Annotated in this window: 16 protein-coding genes; 4 read left to right on the top strand and 12 right to left on the bottom strand. The window is 69.5% G+C overall.

What is annotated here, in order from left to right; translation table 11 throughout:
- The 4 genes from E3O22_RS05080 to E3O22_RS05065 form a co-directional block, all read right to left on the bottom strand.
- Window positions 1-482 (bottom strand): PadR family transcriptional regulator (locus E3O22_RS05080; RefSeq protein ID WP_134397077.1); only part of this gene is annotated, 482 nt, incomplete at its 3' end.
- A gap of 2 nt (window positions 483-484) precedes the next feature.
- Window positions 485-1,366, bottom strand: coding sequence for a DUF4097 family beta strand repeat-containing protein (locus E3O22_RS05075; RefSeq protein ID WP_166784564.1), 882 nt, complete (start codon window positions 1,364-1,366; stop codon window positions 485-487).
- Between the two features lie 192 nt (window positions 1,367-1,558).
- Window positions 1,559-2,233, bottom strand: coding sequence for a universal stress protein (locus E3O22_RS05070; protein WP_166784563.1), 675 nt, complete (start codon window positions 2,231-2,233; stop codon window positions 1,559-1,561).
- Between the two features lie 109 nt (window positions 2,234-2,342).
- Window positions 2,343-3,266: a CPBP family intramembrane glutamic endopeptidase gene (locus E3O22_RS05065; protein WP_134394043.1), complete on the bottom strand. Its 924-nt coding sequence runs from the start codon at window positions 3,264-3,266 to the stop codon at window positions 2,343-2,345.
- A gap of 311 nt (window positions 3,267-3,577) precedes the next feature.
- Here E3O22_RS05065 and E3O22_RS05060 point away from each other — a divergent pair, with 311 nt between their 5' ends.
- The gene (locus tag E3O22_RS05060) at window positions 3,578-4,765 is read left to right on the top strand and encodes a M20/M25/M40 family metallo-hydrolase (RefSeq protein ID WP_241976521.1); all 1,188 of its coding nucleotides are present in this window, start codon (window positions 3,578-3,580) and stop codon (window positions 4,763-4,765) included.
- Window positions 4,766-4,948: 183 nt separating this feature from the next.
- Window positions 4,949-6,205, top strand: a complete 1,257-nt coding sequence (locus E3O22_RS05055; protein WP_241973310.1) for an NRAMP family divalent metal transporter — start codon at window positions 4,949-4,951, stop codon at window positions 6,203-6,205.
- Between the two features lie 362 nt (window positions 6,206-6,567).
- Here the strand turns inward: E3O22_RS05055 and E3O22_RS05050 are convergent, their stop codons facing one another.
- The 6 genes from E3O22_RS05050 to E3O22_RS05025 all read right to left on the bottom strand — a co-directional run bounded on the left by E3O22_RS05050 (window position 6,568) and on the right by E3O22_RS05025 (window position 12,789).
- Window positions 6,568-7,269 (bottom strand): GntR family transcriptional regulator, encoded by a 702-nt coding sequence (locus E3O22_RS05050; RefSeq protein WP_134394042.1) that lies wholly within the window; start codon window positions 7,267-7,269, stop codon window positions 6,568-6,570.
- An 88-nt stretch (window positions 7,270-7,357) separates the two neighbouring features.
- Window positions 7,358-9,163 (bottom strand): biotin carboxylase N-terminal domain-containing protein, encoded by a 1,806-nt coding sequence (locus E3O22_RS05045; RefSeq protein ID WP_134394041.1) that lies wholly within the window; start codon window positions 9,161-9,163, stop codon window positions 7,358-7,360.
- Window positions 9,164-9,294: 131 nt separating this feature from the next.
- Window positions 9,295-10,923 (bottom strand): 5-oxoprolinase/urea amidolyase family protein, encoded by a 1,629-nt coding sequence (locus tag E3O22_RS05040; RefSeq protein WP_370448402.1) that lies wholly within the window; start codon window positions 10,921-10,923, stop codon window positions 9,295-9,297.
- 4 nt (window positions 10,924-10,927) lie between these two features.
- The gene (locus E3O22_RS05035; RefSeq protein ID WP_134394039.1) at window positions 10,928-11,701 is read right to left on the bottom strand and encodes a LamB/YcsF family protein; all 774 of its coding nucleotides are present in this window, start codon (window positions 11,699-11,701) and stop codon (window positions 10,928-10,930) included.
- Between the two features lie 97 nt (window positions 11,702-11,798).
- Window positions 11,799-12,458 carry a YitT family protein gene (locus E3O22_RS05030; RefSeq protein WP_198410569.1) on the bottom strand — a complete coding sequence of 220 codons (660 nt, stop codon included), beginning with the start codon at window positions 12,456-12,458 and terminating at the stop codon, window positions 11,799-11,801.
- A 127-nt stretch (window positions 12,459-12,585) separates the two neighbouring features.
- The gene (locus E3O22_RS05025) at window positions 12,586-12,789 is read right to left on the bottom strand and encodes a dodecin family protein (protein ID WP_134394038.1); all 204 of its coding nucleotides are present in this window, start codon (window positions 12,787-12,789) and stop codon (window positions 12,586-12,588) included.
- A gap of 126 nt (window positions 12,790-12,915) precedes the next feature.
- On the opposite strand from E3O22_RS05025, the gene E3O22_RS05020 reads away from it, so the two are divergent.
- Window positions 12,916-16,155, top strand: a complete 3,240-nt coding sequence (locus tag E3O22_RS05020) for an efflux RND transporter permease subunit (protein WP_134394037.1) — start codon at window positions 12,916-12,918, stop codon at window positions 16,153-16,155.
- Between the two features lie 113 nt (window positions 16,156-16,268).
- On the opposite strand, the gene E3O22_RS05015 is transcribed toward E3O22_RS05020, so the two are convergent.
- Window positions 16,269-16,883 carry a DUF4232 domain-containing protein gene (locus E3O22_RS05015; RefSeq protein WP_166784562.1) on the bottom strand — a complete coding sequence of 205 codons (615 nt, stop codon included), beginning with the start codon at window positions 16,881-16,883 and terminating at the stop codon, window positions 16,269-16,271.
- A gap of 143 nt (window positions 16,884-17,026) precedes the next feature.
- Between E3O22_RS05015 and E3O22_RS05010 the strand changes: the two genes are divergently transcribed.
- Entirely contained in the window at window positions 17,027-18,391 is a 1,365-nt protein-coding gene (locus E3O22_RS05010) for a protein kinase (RefSeq protein WP_134394035.1), read from the top strand.
- Between the two features lie 66 nt (window positions 18,392-18,457).
- On the opposite strand, the gene E3O22_RS05005 is transcribed toward E3O22_RS05010, so the two are convergent.
- Window positions 18,458-19,738, bottom strand: a complete 1,281-nt coding sequence (locus E3O22_RS05005) for a hemolysin family protein (RefSeq protein WP_134394034.1) — start codon at window positions 19,736-19,738, stop codon at window positions 18,458-18,460.
- Window positions 19,739-19,830 lie beyond the last annotated feature (92 nt).

The raw sequence follows: 19,830 nt of genomic DNA, 5'->3' as shown, positions 1-19,830 counted from the left end.
GCTGCCGCGCCGGCGGCGGCCCCGGCCGCGGTGCGCGCGGCATGACCGGCGGCGGTGCCCGCGGTGGTGCCCGCCTTGCGTGCGCTGCGGGCATCCCCCGCCTGGCGCTTGGCGGAGGCCAGGTCGAGGCGCAGACTGCGCATCGCCGCGCTGACTCCCGACCGCACGTCATCGGCCAGTCGCCGTACGGAGTCGGCGACCTCGGTCTCGAGGTCGTGCAGGTCACCCTGACGGGCCTGGAGTTCGGCGCGGCCGGCGTCGGTGATCTCGTAGACGGTCTTGCGGCCATCCGTCGATTTGGTCACGAGTCCTTCCTCTTCAAGCTTGGCCAGGCGCGGGTAGATCGTGCCCGCGCTCGGGATGTACGTTCCGCCGAAGCGGTCGCTGAGCGCCTGGATCAGTTCGTAGCCGTGCCTCGGCTGATCGGCGAGCAGGCTGAGCAGGTAGAGGCGAAGGCTGCCGTGGGCGAAGACGGGGGTCATTCTCAGACCTCCCCGTTGGCGCGGGCGTCGCCCGGTTCGGTGTTTGCTCGTTCGCCGGCCGGGCCCGCGGGCGCAGCCTCGGTGCTGCGACGCACCACCGTGATGTCGCCCGACACCGAGTTGGCCTGCAGCTCGAGCCAGCTGCCCTGGAGTGTGCCGGTGCTGGACTCGAAGCCCTTTCCAAAGGTGCCGCGAATCGTCTGGTCGTCCAGCTGCAGCGTGCCCGAGACGGTGTTCAGCCGGTAGCGCGTCGCCACATCGGCGCCGAGGCGCACGGTGAGGCTGCCGCTGATCGTGTTCGTGTTGATGGAATCGGGCGTGCCCTCGATGTCGAGGAACACCTCGCTGTTAACCCCGTCGAGACTGAAGCGACGGATGGCCCCGCTCGCCGTGCAATCGCCGGAGACCGTGTGGGCGACGATGCTGCCCTCGAGGCCGCGCACCGACAGCTCGCCGTTCACGGCGTTGAGCTCCAGGTTCCCGGTGACGCCGTCAACCACGATGTCGCCCGACACCGTGCTCAGCCGGGCGCCGTTCGTGAGGCCCGAGATCAGGGCCTCGGCCGAGATCACGCCGAGCTTCAGGGCCACGTCGCGGGGGACCAGGATACTGACGTCTGCCTTCGCGGTGCCGCGGAACGATGCGAAGACCTCGATGAAGTTGTCCCAGCGCAACTGCGGATGGTCGATCTCGAGAGTGTCTCCGTCGACCGAGATCTTGAGGTCCTTGCCGGTCACGCTGTGCACCTCGATGCGAGTGCCCGGCTCGTCGTGGCCGATCACGTCGATCTTGCCGCCGATCATGCCCACCTTGAGCGCCCGAACGACCTCGATGTCGATCACCGTGGTCTGCCCGGGGCTGACCAGCCATTTTTCCAAAGCCATGGAATTCTCCTTTTCGGGGCGGCGTCCGCGCAGCGGATGCTCACCACCTGTTCACGATATATCGCGTTTGTTGAGACTCACGATATATCGCGAGTGGCGAGCTGACAAGCGCCGGCGCGAACTCTCAGCCGGGTTTCAGCTCTCGGTTCAGCCTTCCGTTCAGCCTTCCGGACCGGCTTTCCGGTAGGGCGGTCAACTCTCCGGCTCGATGGTCGGGCCGAGGCGGGCGGCGCGCTCGGCCGATTCGATCGATTCGACCGGGGCGGCTCGCACAGTCAGCAGCGGGATCGGGGCTTTGTTGGCGATCTCCCGGGCCACGCTGCCAAGGAAACGCGAGCGGCGCTGCCGGTGGGAGCCGAGGGCGAAGAGGTCGTAGGCGCCGGAGCCCGCCCGACGCAGGATCTGATCGGCGGCGCCCCCGGTGGCCCGGGTGCTGAACGGGTGCACCGCAAGGTCGGCCAGCTGGCCGACGGCGGCGGACTGGATGCCGGCGGCGATGCGGTCAAGCCTGTCGGGGGAAACGTCGAGCGCGACGTCGTAGTCGAGGACCGTCAGCAGCGTCACGGTCTGCAGCCTCGCCCCGAGGAGGAGCACGACCGTGACGGCGGCGTGGTCCGCGGCCTCGGAACCGTCGATGCAGACGAGCACCCGCACGTCTCCCTCGAGGGATTCCCCGGGAATCACGGCCGCCTCGGCCAATTCCTCCCGCTCGAGGTAGACGGCCAGCCCGGCCAGCGCGATGGCGAAGGGGCCGGCAGCCAGACCGAGAACCACCCAGATCGGGGCATCGTGGCCGCGGCGGATCATCACGAACGCCGACGCAAGTCCCACCAGGACCCAGCCGGCCGCCACCAGAAGCGGTGTCACCCAGACGCCTTCTGCCCACATGCCCTCAGCATTGGCGGCCCGCGCCGAACTTGCAAGGGGGCGAGGTCCGGCGGCCGGGGCATCCGTCGACCGGCTCGCCGCCTGAGCCTCAGTACAGGAAGATCGGCAGCCAGTCGCGGGTGTGGGCGTGCACGATCACGAGGAAGACGACCGCGTCGAAGAGCAGGTGCACGATCACCACGTAGGTCAGTGATTTGGTGAGCGCGAAGGTGTAGCCCTGCAACAGCGCGAAGGGGAACGTCATCAGCGGCCCCCAGCTCTGATAGCCCAGTTCCCACAGGAACGAGGTGAAGATCACGGCCTGCAGGAGATTGGCCTGCCAGTCGGGGAAATGACGCCTGAGCAGGGCGAACGCTGTGCAGATGAAGAAAAGTTCGTCCCAGATGCCGACGAAGCCGACGCCCACGAACAGGCGGGCGATCTCGTCGGGGGCGGTCACGGCCGGCCAGTTCTGGTAGGCGCCGGAACGGATGAAATAGGTCGGCAGAATCAGGTAGCCGAGCAGCAACACAAGCGGCAGATACCAGCGTTCCAGAGAGGTCCAGCGCTGGCCGGTGCGGATCGGGAACCGGATCGCGTGGTCGCCGAACGCGTAGCGGGAGAGCAGGTAGGGCACGAGCACGGCGACGGTCAGCACGGTCCCCATCAGCGCCATATTCGGGTAGCTGATGTCGGCCTCGACCGAGATGGTGCTGATGATCAGCAGTCCGATCGCGATCAGGAGCAGATCCTTGAACAGGGCACGGTCGATGGCGAAGGCGAGCCCGATGGCCGCGGCGAGTAGCGCGTAGCCGGGCAGCGGCTCGCGCGCCCCGAACAACAGCACGGCGGAGGCGGAGAGCAGCGTGGCGGGGACAAGTCCCCAGGAGGCGCGCGGGCGAATCCGTGCGCTCGACGTTGCCGGTCCGGCGCCGGCGCTCGTGCCGCCGCGCGTGCCGCCTGTGACTGGGCTGCCCGTGCTCCCACTCGTGCCCGCTGCCCGTTTCGCTGACCCTGCCGCGCCATCGCCCATGAGATATGGTACCCAACCCGTGCGGGGAACGGCCGGTTCGTCTCGCCTCGCGACCGGGCATCGAGGCCCGGCGATGAACCAATTCGACGGGGTTTTGGGAGCAATGAAGGTCTCCCAGATGTTGAAGGGGCGTTTCGGACAAAATCTCCCGTCGTATTCGCTCGAGGAGTGCGTGCGGGAGCTGTCGCCGGCTGCCTCGCCGGCTGCCTCGCCGGCTGCCCGGCCGCGAGAGCGGGTGAATCGTCGCTGTGCCGCCCTGAAACCGACGTTGCATTCGCTTTCGCGGTCTGCGGCGCCGCTAGGTTGAGGGTGTGAATTCAGAAAGCAAACCGGTGGACGTGCTGCAGAGGCTCATCGGCATTGATTCCGTCAACTCCGACCTGGTGCCGCAGGCGGTAGGCGAACGGATGATCGCAGCCTGGTGTGCAGACTGGCTCACCGCACGCGGGTTCGAGGTGCACCGCCTCGAGGAGCATCCTGGGCGGCCTACGATCGTCGGCATCCGGCGCGGCACCGGGGGAGGACGCTCCCTGATGCTCAACGGGCACCTCGACACCGTCGGCGTCGGCGGTTTCGCCGGGGATCCGTTCGCGGGCGAGCTCCGGGACGGGCGCGTCATCGGCCGGGGAGCCTTCGATATGAAGGGCGGCGTCGCGGCGATCCTGGTCGCGGCGGCGCGCGCGACGGGAGTCAGGGGAACCGGGGCCTATGCGGCCGGGCCGGCCGGGGAATCCGTTCTCGCCGGAGACGTCATCGTCACCCTCGTGGCGGACGAGGAGTTTGGCAGCCTCGGCACCATGGAGGTACTGCGCAGCTTCCGAGCTGACGCGGCGATCGTCGCCGAGCCGAGCGAGCTGTGCCTCACGCTCGCCCATCGTGGTTTCGCCTGGTTCGAGGTGGAACTCACCGGGCTGGCCGCCCACGGATCCCAGCCGGAGCGCGGCATCGACGCCATCGTGCACGCCGGGCTGGTGCTGCGCGCCCTCGATGAGCTCCGGGCCGACATCGAGGCGGCGCCGGCGCATCCGCTGCTCGGCCACGGTACCGTGCGCGTGTCGACCATCGCCGGGGGTTCGGATGCCGCCACCGTCGCCGCCGCCTGCACGCTCACGATCGAGCGGCGCATGCTGCCCGGCCAGAGCCCCGACCGGGTCGAGGCCGAGCTCCGGGCGCTGCTGGAGCGGCTCGCCGTCGTCGTCGTCGGGTTCCGCTTCCGGCTGACCCGGCTCGTGGCGCGTGCGGCGTTCGAGGCCGATCCGGAGTGGCCGATCGTGCGTCTGGTGACCGAACGGGCGACGGAGGTGCTCGGACGCCGGCCGGCTGTCCGCGGCGAGCCGTTCTGGACCGACGCCGGGCTGCTGCACGAGGCCGGCATCCCCTGCCTGGTCGTGGGCGTGGACGGTGGCGGAGCGCACGCCGACGCGGAGTGGGCGGACGCGGCATCCGTCGACGCTCTCACCGAGATTCTGACCCGCACGATCGCCGATTTCTGCGGGTAGTCCGCGCGCCCGGCGATCCCGTCCGAACCCTGCCTCGGCCCCATCGCCGTCCCTGCCCCGCCGCACCCCGCCGGCTGGGGGGAGTCCATGTAGGCCTCATGGTTGTCTTCATTGTTGAACAATATGTAGGCTGGCTCGACATCAGTGACCGCCGGTGCTGACCTTCCGAGAAGTGAGCGCCCCATGGTTTTCAACGTCGTCCGCGCCAAGATTCGAGCGAAAACCGCCGGCGTGAAGACGAAGCTGCGCGGCCCGCGCCGGGCGCAGCGCAGTGCGCTCCTCGGCGCCATGTTCCTGATGGCGACCAGCGCCGTCGGACCCGGCTTCATCGTGCAGACCACAAGCTTCACGGTGCAGCTCGGCGCGGCCTTCGCCTTCGCCATCCTGGTCTCGATCCTGGTCGACATCGCGGTGCAGCTCAACGTCTGGCGGGTGATCGGCGTCAGCGGTAAGCGAGCGCAGGAACTGGCCAACACCGTGCTGCCCGGCGCCGGCTGGTTCCTGGCCGCGCTGATCTGCCTCGGCGGGCTTGTGTTCAACATCGGCAACATCGCGGGTTCCGGCCTGGGTGTCAACGTGCTCTTCGGCCTGGACGCCAAGCTCGGCGGCATCCTCTCGGCGGCCGTCGCGATCGCGATCTTCCTCAGCAAACGGGCCGGGCTCGCACTGGACAAGATCGTCGTCGTGCTCGGGGCCGTGATGATCCTGCTGATCGCCTACGTGGCGATCGTGTCGAATCCGCCCCTCGGCCTCGCGGTCGAGAACGCGGTGCTGCCCGACGACATCGACGTCCTCATCATTACCACCCTGATCGGCGGCACGATCGGCGGCTACATCACCTACGCCGGCGCGCACCGGATGATTGACGCCGGCGTGACCGGACGGGCCCACATCACCGAGATCACCCGCAGTTCGGTGCTGGGCATCATCATTACCGGCGTGATCCGGGTGCTCCTGTTCCTTGCCATCCTCGGCGTGGTCGCCGGGGGCGTGGCCCTGACCAGCGACAATCAGCCGGCGGAGGCCTTCCAGGCCGCGGCCGGCGAGATCGGGTTCAAACTTTTCGGCATCGTGCTCTGGGCCGCGGCCATCACCTCGGTGATCGGAGCGGCGTACACCTCGATCTCGTTTGTGACCACTTCACAAACCTCGCCCCGCACCCGCAGCATCGCCACCGTCGTCTTCATCGCCGTGTCAACGCTGGTCTACACGCTGCTCGGCCAGGCCCCGGCCACGCTTCTGATCATGGCCGGCGCGGTCAACGGGCTGATCCTCCCGTTCGGTTTCGCTGTCATCCTCTGGGTGGCCTGGCGCCGCCGCGACCTGCTCGGCGGCTACGTCTACCCGAAGTGGCTGCTGGGCATCGGCGTGCTGGCCTGGCTGCTGACGCTGTTCCTCGGCTATCAGTCCCTCGGCGGACTCGCGACGCTTTGGGGCTGACGGATGTCCCTGACCCCCACCCTGCATGGCCCGCCGCGCGCCGCCGTCCCGGCGCCCCCGTTTCCCGCCGCTGTCCGGCGCCCCGGCGCCGCCTTTCTCCGTCGCCGACATCTACCCCCGCTGCCTGCTTCATCGTCCGCCTCTGTGGCTAACTCAGGAGTTTTGTTTGCGTGGTCACCGGCTGGTGCTGGCCACCGCACTGGTCCGCGGCTTCGGTGCGCAGCCCGGCGGGATCTCCTGAGTTAGCCACAAACCAGCGCAGCGCGGGGGCGCAGCGCGGGGGTACAGCGCGGAGGTACAGCACAGACGCATGCAGGCAGCTGAGGGGAGCGGGGCCGGGCAGCCATGCCGGATACCGCCGGCTAGCGGACGGGCTCGGCCACGATCGACAAAAGCTGGGCCTCGGCGCGCTGCAGGTAGCCGGTGAGCAGTGCCGCGGCATCCGTCGACCGGCCGGCCGCCAGCAGCTCGACGATGCGGGCGTTGTCGTCGACGTAGGGCGCGTGGAAGGTGGCCTCCTCGCCCATCGAATGGAAGACCAGGCGCATCTCGGCGAGCACCTGCGCCATCAGCAAATCGAGGCGGTCGCTGCCGGCCAGGGCCACGACGCCGGCGTGGAACTCCTGGTTGGCACCGGCCATGCCGGGGACCGAACCGGCCTCGCGGGCCTTCCGCGCGCTCGCCACGGCCTGACGCAGTCCGTCCAGCTTCGCCGGGGTGAGCTCCTCGGCCGGTGTGAATGCCAGGGCACCCGGCTCGAGGAAGCGCCGCACCCGGTAGATCTCCCGGATGTCGTCTGCCGTGGGCCGGGCGACGAAGACGCCCCTGTTCGGGATGCGGGTGACCACCCGTTCGGCGCTGAGCGTCGCGAAGGCCTCGCGGAGGGTGTTGCGTGAGACGCCGAGCGCGTCGCAGAGCGACTCCTCGGGGAGCTTTGTGCCGGGCGGCAGGTGGCCGGCCGCGATCCGCTCGCGCAGCATCCCCGACACCCACTGGCCGGTCTCGGCGTGACGCGCCGACGCGGTGCGGTGACGCAGGTCGGCGAGGGTCTCGGCGAGGGTCATGGTGCCCACGATACCGCCCGGTCGGAGCGGCGGCCCGAGGACGGGCGGGGTGTTCCGGCGGGCCGTTGGAACCGGGTGACGGATGTGCTCAGTCCCCGATCGAGGCGACCGCGCTGTCCACCGCCACCGTGTCGCCGGGCTGCACCAGCTGGTCCCGCAGGGTTCCGCTGCGGTGCGCCACCACGATCGACTCCATCTTCATGGCCTCGAGTACGAGCACCGGGTCGCCTGCGGCCACGAACGCTCCGGATGGGGCCATCCACTTCACGACCGAGCCGCCCATGCTGGCCCGGAGGGTGTCCGGGTCTGCGGCGGGGGCCGAGTCGCCCCCGGTGGGGAGCTCGTAGGCAGTGGTGACAGCGGCCGCACCGCTCCCCGCTCCGTTTCCCGTAGCGGCCGAACCGACTGCGCCGCCCAGCCCGCGAAGGAGACTGTCGAGCAGGGCGGCAGGTAGGCCGAGCGCCATCCGTCGCCCGTCGACCTCGATGCTGATGGTGTGCCGGGCGGCCTCCGGCGGCACGGGATTGAACTGGGGGTCGCTGGGCAGTTCTTCGGCGAAGTCGGCCTGGATCCAGCCGGTGTGCACGCCGAGGTGGTCGGGCGCGGTGAATGCCGTCGAAGTGACCACGGCACGGTGGAACGGCAGAACGGTGGGCAGGCCGGTGATCTCGAACTCGGCCAGGGCTCGGCGGGCGCGGCGCAGGGCCTGCTGCCGGTCGGCGCCGGTGACGATCAGCTTGGCGAGCAGGGAGTCGAACCGGTCCGGTACGATGCCGCCAGCCCTGACCCCGGAATCGACCCGGATGCCCGGCCCGGTCGGCACGGTAAAGGTCGCCACGGTCCCGGGGCACGGCAGGAACCCGCGCCCCACGTCTTCGGCGTTGATGCGGAACTCGAACGAGTGCCCGCGCGGTTCGGGGTCGGTGAAGATGGGAACGGTCCCGCCGGATGCGATCTGCAGTTGCGCCAGTACCAGATCGATGCCGCTGGTCTCCTCGGTGATCGGATGCTCGACCTGCAGCCGGGTGTTCACCTCGAGGAACGAGATGGTGCCGTCCTGCGCGAGCAGGTACTCCACGGTGCCCGCGCCGGTGTAGCCGGCGGCCCGGCAGATGGCCTTGGCCGAGGAATAGATCTGGCTGTTCTGCGCAGGGGTGAGGAAGGGCGCTGGCGCCTCTTCGACGAGCTTCTGGTTGCGGCGCTGCAGCGAGCAGTCGCGGGTGCCCACGACGATCACGTTGCCGTGGGTGTCGGCGAGGATCTGCGCCTCCACGTGGCGGGGCTTGTGCAGGAACCTCTCGACGAAGCACTCGCCGCGGCCGAAGGCGGCCGTCGACTCGCGCACGGCCGAATCGAAGGACTCCTCGATCGCATCCATGTCCCAGACGACCTTGAGGCCGCGGCCGCCGCCGCCGAACGCCGCCTTGATGGCCACCGGCAAGCCGTGCTCCAGGGCGAAGGCGCGCACCTCGGCGGCGGTCTCCACGGTGCCCTCGGACCCGGCGACCAGGGGAGCTCCCACCCGGATGGCGATCTCACGGGCGAAGACTTTGTTGCCCAGCACCCGGATCGCGGCGGGCGTCGGACCGATCCAGAGCAGTCCCGCGTCGATCACGGCCTGAGCAAAGTCGGCGTTCTCCGAAAGGAAGCCGTAGCCCGGGTGCACGGCGTCGGCGCCGGAGTCCCGGGCGATGCGGAGCAGCTTGGCCACGTTGAGGTAGCTGTCGGCCGGGCTGTCGCCGCCGAGTGCCCAGGCCTCCGTGGCGGCCGAGACGTGCAGGCCGTCGGCGTCGACGTCCGCGTAGACGGCCACGGAGTCGAGGCCGGCATCGTCGCAGGCGCGAGCGATGCGCACGGCGATCTCACCGCGGTTGGCGATCAGGACTTTCTGCATGGTTCAGCTCTCGGTCGCGGCGTGTGAGTTCGGGGGGGTGTTTGCGGCACGCGCGGGGGGCTGCGCCGCTCCGCGCGTGGCGTGCCGGCAGCGCAGCGGCGCAGCACCCGCGTAGCGCGTGAGGGCGGGCATTAGGGGGAGGCGGGGACGGGCTCGGCAGGCACGGGCGTGAAACGGATGCGCGCTCCCGTCGGCAACTGTGCCGCGAGGTCGAGGTCCTCGGCGAGCACGACGCCGATCACCGGGTAGCCGCCGGTGACCGGGTGGTCCGCGAGGAACAAAACCGGCAGGCCCGACGGCGGCACCTGGATGGCCCCGCGGGCCGTACCCTCGCTGGCCAGCTCGCCCGGCCGCGACCGGGCGAGCGGCTCACCGGCCAGCCGCAGGCCGATCCGGTTCGACTGATGGGTGACGGTCCACTCCGCGTCGCCGAACCGGTCGACGGATGCCGGCTCGAACCAGTCCGCGCGGGGTCCCGGCACGAAGCGCAGCACGGTGACCTCGGCCGGGGCCGGCGGCGGGGTCTCGGGGTGGTGCACGGCGCTGCCGGGGGCGGGCGGCAGCATCCGGAGCACGGTTCCCGAGGTCAGCGGGGCCGGACCGATGCCGCTGAGGGTGTCGGTGGACCGGCTGCCGAGCACCGGGTCCACGTCGATGCCGCCGCGGAAGGCCAGGTAGCTGCGCACGCCCGAGCGGGGGGCTCCGAGCGACAGGGTCTGCCCGGCGAGGAGGGAGACGGCGGAATCCATCGGCAGCTCGCGGTGGCGGCCGACGGCATCCGTCACCGTGAGCGGGAGAACGGCACCGGTGACGGCGAGCACCTGGTCTGCCAGCGCGGTCAGGGACAGGCCGCCGAGGGCGTTCTCGAGCACGGCGGCCGTGGCCGGATTTCCAACGACCCGGTTGGCGCGCCGCAGGGCGCCACGGTCGAGTGCACCGGACGCGGTCACGCCCTGGTCGGCGTAGCCGGGGCGGCCGAGGTCCTGCACGGTCGTCTGCGCGCCGGGGGAGAGCACGCGGATGCCGTTGGCGGGGGTGGGGACCGCGGTTGCCGCGACATCGGGAGTGGCCGCCGCAGCCGGAGTTCCCACCGCGACTGCGGTCTCCGGCCCGAGGACCCCCGCGGCGGCGACCTGCTCGCGCACCGCGCGGAACCGCACCCGGTCACCCGGGCGGATCAGGGCCGGCTGCGAACGCTTCAGGTCCCAGAGCCGGGCGTCCGTGCGGCCGAGCAGCTGCCAGCCGCCGGGGGAGGCGCGGGGGTAGACGGCGGAGTAGTCGCCGGCCACGGCCACGGAGCCGGTGGGCACCGAGCTGCGCGGCGAGCTGCGCCGGGGCACGGTCAGCACGGCGCTCGCGCCGGTGAGGTAGAGGAAACCGGGGACGAAGCCGCCGAACGCGGCGGTCCAGTCCTGGCCGGTGTGCGCGGCGATGACGCCCTCGATGCTGAGGCCGGTGTGCGCGGCGACGTCGGCGAGGTCTTCCCCGTCGTAGACGGTGTCGATCTGCACGAGCGCGGCGTCTGCGGGGGCGGCCGGCAGAACCTGCAGCTGCCGCAGGGCGTCGGCGAATCCCCGTGCGGCGGAGGCGGAGACGCCGGTGATCAGCACGGTTTCCGCGGCGGCGAGCACGTCGAGCTGCCCGGCCAACGGATGCCGCTGCAGGTGTGCCTGCAGGTCGAGCACGTCGGCCAGGCCGGCCAGTTCGACCAGCACGGCGCGGTCGCCGACGGCTCGAATGATGCGAACGGGACCGGCCACGGGGCTAGACGAAGCTTCGAATGGGGATGCCGGCATCCTGCAGCGCGGAGCGCACCGCACCGGCCAGCGCGACGGCGCCGGGGGTGTCGCCGTGCAGGCAGATGCTTTCGGCCGTCACCGTGAGGAGGCTGCCGTCGACGGAACGCACCTGGCGGTCGCCGGCCAGGCGGAGCACCTGCTCGGTGACGGCGGCAGGGTCGAGCAGCACGGCGCCGGGCCGCGATCGGGACACCAGGGAGCCGTCCGGGTTATAGGCACGGTCGGCGAAGGCCTCCACGACTGTGCGGAGCCCGGCCCGGTCGGCGAGGCGCTGGATCTCGGAATCGGGCAGCACCATCACGGGCAGGCTCGGGTCGACGGCGCGGATCGCGTCGACGACGGCCTGCGCCTGCACCTCGTCGTGCGCGATGGTGTTGTAGAGGGCACCGTGCGGTTTGACGTAGCTGACCCGGGTTCCGGCGACCGCGGCCAGGGCCTGCAGCGCGCCGATCTGGTAGATCACCTCGTCGGTGAGGTGACCGGGCTCCATGTCGATGAACCGGCGGCCGAAGCCGGCCAGGTCCCGGTAGCCCGGGTGCGCGCCGACCGTCACGCCGGCTGCGGCGGCGGCCGTGCAGGTGGCGCGGATCGTGCTCGGATCCCCGGCGTGGAAGGCGCAGGCCACGTTCACGCTGGAGACGGAGGAGATGATCGCGGCGTCGTCGCCGAAGGACCAGTTGCCGAAGGATTCCCCGACATCACTGTTTAGATCGATGCTGTCTGAATCGATGCTGGACATCCGGGTCTCCGTCCGTGGAAGTTTGGTTAAGGATGCACCACTTCCGCAGATTGTTCAACAATGTATTGGCGGGTGGAAGCCCGATTCGGCGCCGGAGTCAGTTCGCGGGGCTGTCGAGGGAGGGCTCGGAGGGTGGCACGGAACCCTCGAGGGTCTCCTCGAGCCGGGCGTCGTCGTTCTGGGGCAGGGTGATCGCGAAGAACGGGATCGTCCAGTGGCAGAGCGGGCCGACGAGCACGGCGAAGAGAACCGTGCCGATGCCCACGTTGCCGCCGAGCGCCCAGCCGATGCTGAGCACGGTCACCTCGATGCCCGTGCGCACGATCCAGATGCGCCAGCCGGTGCGCTGGTGCAGGCCCGTCATCAGCCCGTCGCGCGGGCCGGGGCCGAAATGCGCGCCGATATAGAGGCCGGTGGCGATCGCCAGCACCAGAAGCCCGGCCGCGAACAGCAGGATGCGCACCCACAAATCCTGCCCCGTCGGGATCAGCCAGAGGCCGACATCCGCCGCCGGCCCGACGAGCAGGGCGTTCAGCACGGTTCCCACGCCCGGCTTCTGGCGCAGCGGGATCCAGAGCAGCAGCACGACGCCGCTGATCAGGATGGTGACCAACCCAAAACCGAGGCCGGTGAGGCCGGAGATGCCCTGGGTGAGTACGTCCCACGGGGCCACGCCGATCTCGCCGCGCACAATCAGCGCGATCCCCAAGCCGTAGAGGAAGAGGCCGATGAGGAGCTGGGCGAGGCGACGGGTCATGGAAGTCCATCCAATTGCACTATCGGCCCGTTATCAAGTTGCCAGGCCGACCCGGCCCGGCGGCGCGGATGCCGCCTTCCACGCCGCCGGCGACCTGTCGGGCCGGTCCCTCGTCTGCAGCCCGTGCCTAGTCGTCGAGAACGAAGGTGACTTCGATCACGACGTCGTACGAGGTGATCTCACCGTCTGTCACCTCCACCTTCTGTTCCTTGACCCAGGCGCCGGAGACCCCGCGCAGGGTCTTGCTCGCCCGGGCGATGCCGACGGCGACGGCATCCTCGAAGGATCTGTCGGACCGGATGCTGAGTGTTGTTACGCGTGCCACAGTCATAATTGCTCCTTGTCGTTCGGGTTGATGGTGCGTCTTGCGGCCGAGGGTACGCCCCTCCGTCTGCCTCGGCCCGACGGATGCCCCGGGCAGGGAAGTCTGCACACCCTGCAATGAGATACTGAACGGGTGCATTTTCTCGCTGTCTTGAGCATGAAGAACCGGGCGCTGATCGCGCTGATCACCATCGTCGTCGCCGTTTTCGGCAGCCTCGCCCTGACCAGCCTCAAGCAGGAGCTGATCCCTTCCCTGCAGCTGCCGCAACTGGTGGTCTCGACGAGTTACCCGGGCGCCTCGCCCGAGGTCGTCAACGACGACGTGTCGACGCCGATCGAGACGGCGATCCAGGGCATCCCCGGGCTCGAATCCACCTCGACGACCAGCAGCACCGACGCGTCGCTGGTCAGCGCCACGTTCACCTACGGCACCGACCTGGTCAAGGCCGAATCGCGCATCAGTCAGGCCATCAACCGTATCAAGTCGACCATGCCGGAGAACCTCGACCCGCAGGTGCTCTCTGGCAGCATCGACGACTTCCCGGTGCTCTCCCTCGCCGTGTCCGGCGGCGACCGCGACACCCTCGCCGACGACCTCAAGCGCAGCGTACTGGGCGACATCCGTGATGTGCAGGGCGTGCGCGAGGCAGCCCTGGTCGGCGACGTCGGCCGCCGCGTGACCATCACGCCGGATGCCGCGAAGCTGGCCGAACGCGGCCTGACCAGCCAGGGCATCCGCAGTGCGCTGGAGCAGAACGGGTCGCTGATCCCGGCCGGTTCGCTGACCGAAGACGACACCACCCTCTCGGTGCAGACAGGATCGAAGCTCGGCGAGGCCGAGGACATCGCGGCGCTTCCGATCCTCGCCCCGGTGCCCGGCGCGGGTCTGACCACCATCGGCGACGTCGCCAACGTCTCCCTCGGCGAGAACCCGGTCGCGAGCATCTCCCGTGTCGACGGCCGGCCGGCACTGACCATCGCGGTCACCAAGGTGCCCGCAGCGAACACGGTCGACGTGTCCGAGGCCGTGCGCGCGATCCTGCCCCAGCTGGAGGCGGCGGTCCCCGGCGCGACCTTCACGGTCGTCTTCGACCAGGCGCCGTTCATCCAGGAATCGATCGACGCGCTCACCGAAGAGGGCTTGCTCGGACTGATCTTCGCCGTTCTCGTGATCCTCGTGTTCCTGCTCTCGGTGCGGGCGACCCTGGTCACGGCGATCTCGATCCCGACCTCGGTGCTGATCACCTTCATCGGCCTGCAGGGCGTGGGCTATTCGCTGAACATCCTCACCCTCGGCGCCCTCACCATCGCGATCGGGCGCGTCGTAGACGACTCCATCGTGGTGATCGAGAACATCACCCGCAACCTGGTCGAGGGCGCCGACCGCGCCGCGACCATCGTGCGCGCGGTGCGCGAGGTGGCCGGGGCGATCACGGCATCCACCATCACTACCGTCACCGTGTTCCTGCCGATCGCGTTCGTCGGCGGCTCGACCGGGGAACTGTTCCGGCCGTTCGCGCTAACCGTCTCGATCGCCCTGCTCGCGTCGCTGCTGGTTTCTCTGACCATCGTGCCCGTGCTCGCATTCTGGTTCCTGCGGCCGGCCAGGGCGGTCGCGCCCGCCCCGGTGGTTGAGCTCGTCGAAACCCCCCTGGCCCTTACTGCGGAGGTCTCGACCGCCTCGCCGATCTCGACAGGCTCGCCCACCGTGAGCGTCGAGCCCGCCACCTCGCGCCGCACCCGCCACAACGGCAGCGCGGACGCCCCACCCGAGGAGCGCCCGAGCCGCCTTCAGACCGGCTACCTCCCGGTCATCCGCTGGACCCTGAACCACGCCGTCGCGACACTCCTGGTCGCGGTGCTCGTTCTGGGCGGCACGGTGGCCCTGGTTCCCTATATGAAGATCAACTTCCTCGGCTCGACCGGGCAGACCACCTTCCAAGTCACCCAGACACTGCCGGTGGGCACCAGCCTCGCAGCTCAGGACGACGCCTCCACGGCCGCCGAGAAGTCCCTTCGCGGCACCGACGGCGTCGAAATCGTGCAGGTCTCCATCGGTGGCGGCAACGCCCTGGCCGCATTCGGCGGCGGCGTGTCGTCAAACACCGTGACCTACTCGATCACCACCGACGGGGAGGCCAACCCCGACGAGGTTCAGGATGTCGTGCGAGACCAGCTCACGGCCCTGAACGGAAGCGGAGAATTCTCGATCTCGTCCGGCGGAGGGTTCGGCGGGACATCCGATATCGCTGTGGATGTGACCGCGGCCACGAACGCCGACCTGCAGAGGGCCACCGACGCGGTGCTCGCCTCCGTGGAGGACCTCGACGCGATCAAGGAGAGCTCAAGCAATCTGGCGGCCTCACGCCCCTACATCGCGGTGACCGTCGACCGGGATGCCGCGGGTGCCGTGGGCCTGAGCGAGCTCGCCCTGGGCGCACTGGTGTCGCAGGCCATGCAGCCGAGCGTGATCGGATCCATCGTGATCGACGAGACGACCCTGTCGGTCTACCTGCAGTCCGAGGCGCCGCCGACGACGACGGCCGAGCTCGCGGCCCTGAGTATCCCGACCCTGGCCGGACCGGTTGCCCTGGACACCCTGGCCACGGTCGAGCAGGTCGAGGGTCCGTCCACCCTCACCACGACGAAGGGGCTGCGCACGGCGACCGTGTCCGCCACCCCCAGCATCGACGACCTGGGTGCGGCCAACGCGCAGATGACGGCAGCCCTGGCCGACACCGCTTTGCCGGAGGGCGCGACGGCGACGCTCGGCGGGGTCACCGCCGACCAGACCGAGGCGTTCGCGCAGCTCGGGCTCGCGCTGCTGATCGCCATCCTGATCGTCTACATCGTGATGGTGGCGACCTTCCGGTCGCTGCTGCAGCCACTGCTGCTGCTGGTGTCGGTGCCGTTCGCGGCGACCGGCGCGATCGCCCTGCAGGTGATCACCGGCATCCCGCTGGGTGTGCCCTCGCTGATCGGCGTGCTGATGCTGATCGGCATCGTCGTGACCAACGCCATCGTGCTGATCGACCTGGTCAACCAGTACCGGCGTCGCGGGCAGTCGGTGCGGGAGGCGCTGGTCAACGGTGCGTCCCGTCGTCTGCGCCCGATCCTGATGACCGCGCTCGCCACGATATTCGCGCTGCTGCCGATGGCGGTCGGCCTCACCGGAACGGGCGGTTTCATCTCGCAGCCGCTGGCCCTCGTTGTCATCGGCGGGCTGGTCTCCTCGACCGTGCTGACCCTGGTGGTGCTGCCCGTGCTGTACTTCCTGGTCGAGGGCGGCCGGGAGCGCCGGGCCGAGCGGCGCGCATCCGCCGGGCCGAGCTGCGCGCATCCGCCGGGGTTATGCACGCAACGCTGCGGCTAACTCAGGAAAACCGGTGCCGGCTGAAGCCCCTGCCCCCGGGATCAGGCAACGGATGCCGCGGCCTCGCCCGGATCTCCTGAGTTGGCCACCGTGCGGCCGAAGCCGGCCCGGCTCTAGAAGCTGACCGGGGCCGGGGCCAGCGGGCCGGTGCGCACGAGCACGGTGCTGTCGTCGTCACAGCCCTCGATCGGGTTCGGCGTGGCCACCCGGCTCGCGGTGTCCCAGCCGGGCAGCGTCACGTCGAGGGCGCCGACCGGCACGAGGTGACAATCGTACGCGCCGGCTTGGCCGAGGTGCAGCAGGCTGTACGCGGATGTCCCGGGCGCCAACGCGAGGACCGCCACCGGGTACCAGCGTCCCGGCTCGGTGTCGGAAACGGATCCGACCGGCACATTCGGGGCCGTGCCGACCAGAGTCGTCACCGGGTAGCCCTCGACCGTGCACGCCGCCGGGCCGGTGTTCGTGAGACGCAGGTCCCAGTAGAAGTTGCCCATGCCGCTGTCCTGAGGCCGCGACTGCAGCGACAGCGACAGTTGGTTCGGGCCGCAGGTGCCGGCGGAGGCCGAATCGGCGGGAGCGGGCGTCGAGGACAGCGTGGCTGGGGAGGTCGGGGTCGAAGTTGCCGTCGGGGTCGAACCGGGCGACGAGACACCGCTCGTCGGGGGTGAACCCGGCCCCGCGCATCCGGCCAGCACCAACGCCGCCGCGCACCCCAGTCCAACTGCCATTGACCGCCCTCGACCCCGCATCACCGTCATAGCCCCAGTTTCACACTGCCTGGGCGTTGTCGCCCAGGGACACGGGCGCGGGCCAAAGATGTGTAACATCCCCCGCGAAGCTGACCTAGACTCATTTCCAAAGGGGGGGTCTGATGACCACGCAATTTCCGAAGTTCCTGGACGCACGCTACCGGGTTAAGGACCTGATCGGCCGCGGCGGAATGGCCTCGGTCTACCGGGCCACCGACGAGCGTCTGGGTCGGGACGTGGCGATCAAGATCTTCGAACTTCGCGCCACCGACGTGCCCAATATTCAGCGCCAGCAAGCCGAGATCAACGTGCTGGCAAGCCTGAACCACCACAGCATTGTCACCCTGTTCGACGTCGGTGTGGACCGGACCGAGGCGGACCACCCGCAGATCTTCCTTGTGATGGAGCTCGTGGACGGCGTCAACCTGCGTCAGCGACTCGACCGGGATCCGATGTCGACGCGGCACATCGCCCAGATCGGTTACGACCTGGCGGAGGGGCTCGACTACATCCACGGGCGCGGCGTCATCCACCGTGATATCAAACCGGCGAACATCCTCCTCGCGGAATACAGCTCGGATTCCCGAGCGCGCGCGCGGCTGACCGATTTCGGCATCGCCCTGTTCCCGGACAGCGCGCGGGTGACCACCCAGGGGATGACGACGGGCACGGCCGCCTATCTCAGTCCGGAGCAGGCCCGGGGAGAGAACCTCGGACCGGCGAGCGACATCTATGCGTTGGGGCTCGTGCTCCTGGAATGCTTCACCGGTGAGACGGCGTTCCCCGGGGAGCCGATCCCGTCGGCCCTAGCCAGACTCCAGCGCGACCCTGCCATCCCGCAGGCACTCGCCCCGGAGTGGCGGCACCTTCTGTCGACCATGCTGGCCCGCAAGCCGGAGCAGCGCCCGCCGACCGCGGAGGTGGTGCTCGCTCTGCACCAAGCTGTTATCGCGGAAACCGGCCGCCATCGTAGTGCCGTGGATCACAACCTCGTCAGCGACGAATCCGCACGGCTGCACGAGGTCGCGCGCCTCGACATTCTCGACACTCCCGCCGACGGCGCCTTCGACCGGATTGCCGCGCTCGCCGCCCGGTTGTACGATGTACCGATCGCGATCGTCAGTATCGTCGACACCGACCGTATCTGGTTCAAATCGCATCACGGCCTCGACCTCGAGGAGATCCCCCGCGATCCGGGCCTCTGTGCCTCGGCCATCATGTCCGAGGGACCCTGGGTGGTAGAGGATGCCCGCACCGACCCGCGCGCGCTCGCAAACCCACTCGTGGCCGAGGAATTCGGCCTGCAGTTTTATGCCGGAGTGCCCCTGACGACCCGGAACGGTTACAACCTCGGCACCCTGTGCGTTATCGACTTCCGACCGCGCGCCATCACCACGCCCGAGCTCCGAACCCTCACCGACCTTGCCGCCCTGGTGATGAGCGAACTCGAACTGCGGCTGGAAAGCCGGCGCGCTGCTCTTTCCTGAAGGGAAGCGGCCCCGTGGCGTGATCAGGCGGTGTGGCCAGGCGCAGTGGTCACGCGGAGTCCTCGCTCAGCCGGCACCGACCTCGATGACGCTGACGCGCAGCCCGTCGAGAGCGGCGACCCGCAACTGGTAGTCCCCGGCCGAGACGGTGTCACCCACCTGGGGCATGCGTCCGAGCCGGTAGGTCACGAAGCCGGCCGCGGTCTCATAGGGGCCGTCCTCGAGTTCGACTCCTGTGGCATCCGTGAAGTCTTCGATATTCAGGCCGCCATCCGCCAGCCGGGCCTGGCCGTTCTCGTCGGAGTGTCCCTCGGGCACAGGCAGGTCGTACTCGTCGTGGATCTCACCCACGAGCTCCTCAACGAGATCCTCGAGAGTCACGATACCGTCGGTGCCGCCGTATTCGTCGACGACGATCGCGATGTGCACGCCGGCACGGCGCAGCTGGGTCATGGCCGGCAGGATGCGATTGGTGCCGGGAAGGAAGACGATGGCCCGCACCACCTCGGCTACGGTCGTCGCGCCGGGGTGGGCGTCGGGGTCCAGGAGATCGCGCACGTGTACGAAGCCCAGCACCTCGTCGATTGAGCGGCCGATCACCGGATAGCGCGAGTGCGGCAGCGACCGGATCTCCTCCAGGGCGGCGGGAATCGTCTGCGTGCCGACCAGGAAGTCGACGTCTCCGCGATGGCGCATCACCTCCTTGACCAGCCTGTTGGTGGCGTCGAGCACTTCACTCAGGATGTGCCGTTCCTCGACCTCGAGGCCCTCGTGTGCGGCGACGAGGTCGCGCAATTCCTCATCAGACACGAGCTCGCTCCGGGCGTGCGGGTCTCCGCCCAGGAGCCGCACAACGGCGTTCGTCGAGACGGACAGCAGCCAGATCACGGGGCGCATCAGGGTCGCGAAGACCTGGAGTGGCGGCGCGAGCGCGAGCGCGAAGTTGCTGGCCTTCTGCAGTGCGAATCGCTTCGGCACGAGTTCCCCCAACACCAGGGAGAGGTAGGCGACGAGGAGCGTCAGACCGACCAGGGCAAGCGTGTCCGCGGCCCCTTTCGACAGCCCGAGTACCACCAGCAGCGGGGCGAGGTCGGGCGCCAGCGTGGAGGCACCGTAGGCGGCGGACAGGAACCCGGCGACGGTGACGCCGATCTGCACGGCCGCCAGAAACCGGTTCGGGTCCCGGGCCAGGTGGGCGACCGTTTTGCCACGCGTGCTTTCGCGTTCCAGCGCGTGCAGCTGGCTCTCGCGCAGGGACACCAACGCCAACTCGGTCGCTGCGAACACGCCGCCGATGAGCACGAACAGCAGCACGAGCGCCAGGTTGAGCCAGGTATAAACGTCCATGCCGGTCATTATAAAGCCGTTCGAGGACTCCACCCGGGCCGCGCCGCTGCTTCGACTCCTCCTGCGTGTGGCTAACTCAGGAGATCCGGCGA

This window comes from Cryobacterium sp. TMT2-18-2 (assembly GCF_004402245.1).
Lineage (GTDB): Bacteria > Actinomycetota > Actinomycetes > Actinomycetales > Microbacteriaceae > Cryobacterium > Cryobacterium sandaracinum.
This window is presented reverse-complemented; position numbering and strand designations above follow the sequence as displayed.

Excerpts from the sequence above, each read along its gene's own strand:
- E3O22_RS05055 (WP_241973310.1), top strand. The coding sequence starts at position 4,949 with ATGGTTTTCAACGTCGTCCGCGCCAAGATTCGAGCGAAAACCGCCGGC.
- E3O22_RS05050 (WP_134394042.1), bottom strand. The coding sequence starts at position 7,269 with ATGACCCTCGCCGAGACCCTCGCCGACCTGCGTCACCGCACCGCGTCG.
- E3O22_RS05030 (WP_198410569.1), bottom strand. The coding sequence starts at position 12,458 with ATGACCCGTCGCCTCGCCCAGCTCCTCATCGGCCTCTTCCTCTACGGC.
- E3O22_RS05015 (WP_166784562.1), bottom strand. The coding sequence starts at position 16,883 with ATGGCAGTTGGACTGGGGTGCGCGGCGGCGTTGGTGCTGGCCGGATGC.
- E3O22_RS05035 (WP_134394039.1), bottom strand. The coding sequence starts at position 11,701 with ATGTCCAGCATCGATTCAGACAGCATCGATCTAAACAGTGATGTCGGG.
- E3O22_RS05005 (WP_134394034.1), bottom strand. The coding sequence starts at position 19,738 with ATGGACGTTTATACCTGGCTCAACCTGGCGCTCGTGCTGCTGTTCGTG.
- E3O22_RS05045 (WP_134394041.1), bottom strand. The coding sequence starts at position 9,163 with ATGCAGAAAGTCCTGATCGCCAACCGCGGTGAGATCGCCGTGCGCATC.
- E3O22_RS05025 (WP_134394038.1), bottom strand. The coding sequence starts at position 12,789 with ATGACTGTGGCACGCGTAACAACACTCAGCATCCGGTCCGACAGATCC.
- E3O22_RS05065 (WP_134394043.1), bottom strand. The coding sequence starts at position 3,266 with ATGGGCGATGGCGCGGCAGGGTCAGCGAAACGGGCAGCGGGCACGAGT.
- E3O22_RS05075 (WP_166784564.1), bottom strand. The coding sequence starts at position 1,366 with ATGGCTTTGGAAAAATGGCTGGTCAGCCCCGGGCAGACCACGGTGATC.
- E3O22_RS05010 (WP_134394035.1), top strand. The coding sequence starts at position 17,027 with ATGACCACGCAATTTCCGAAGTTCCTGGACGCACGCTACCGGGTTAAG.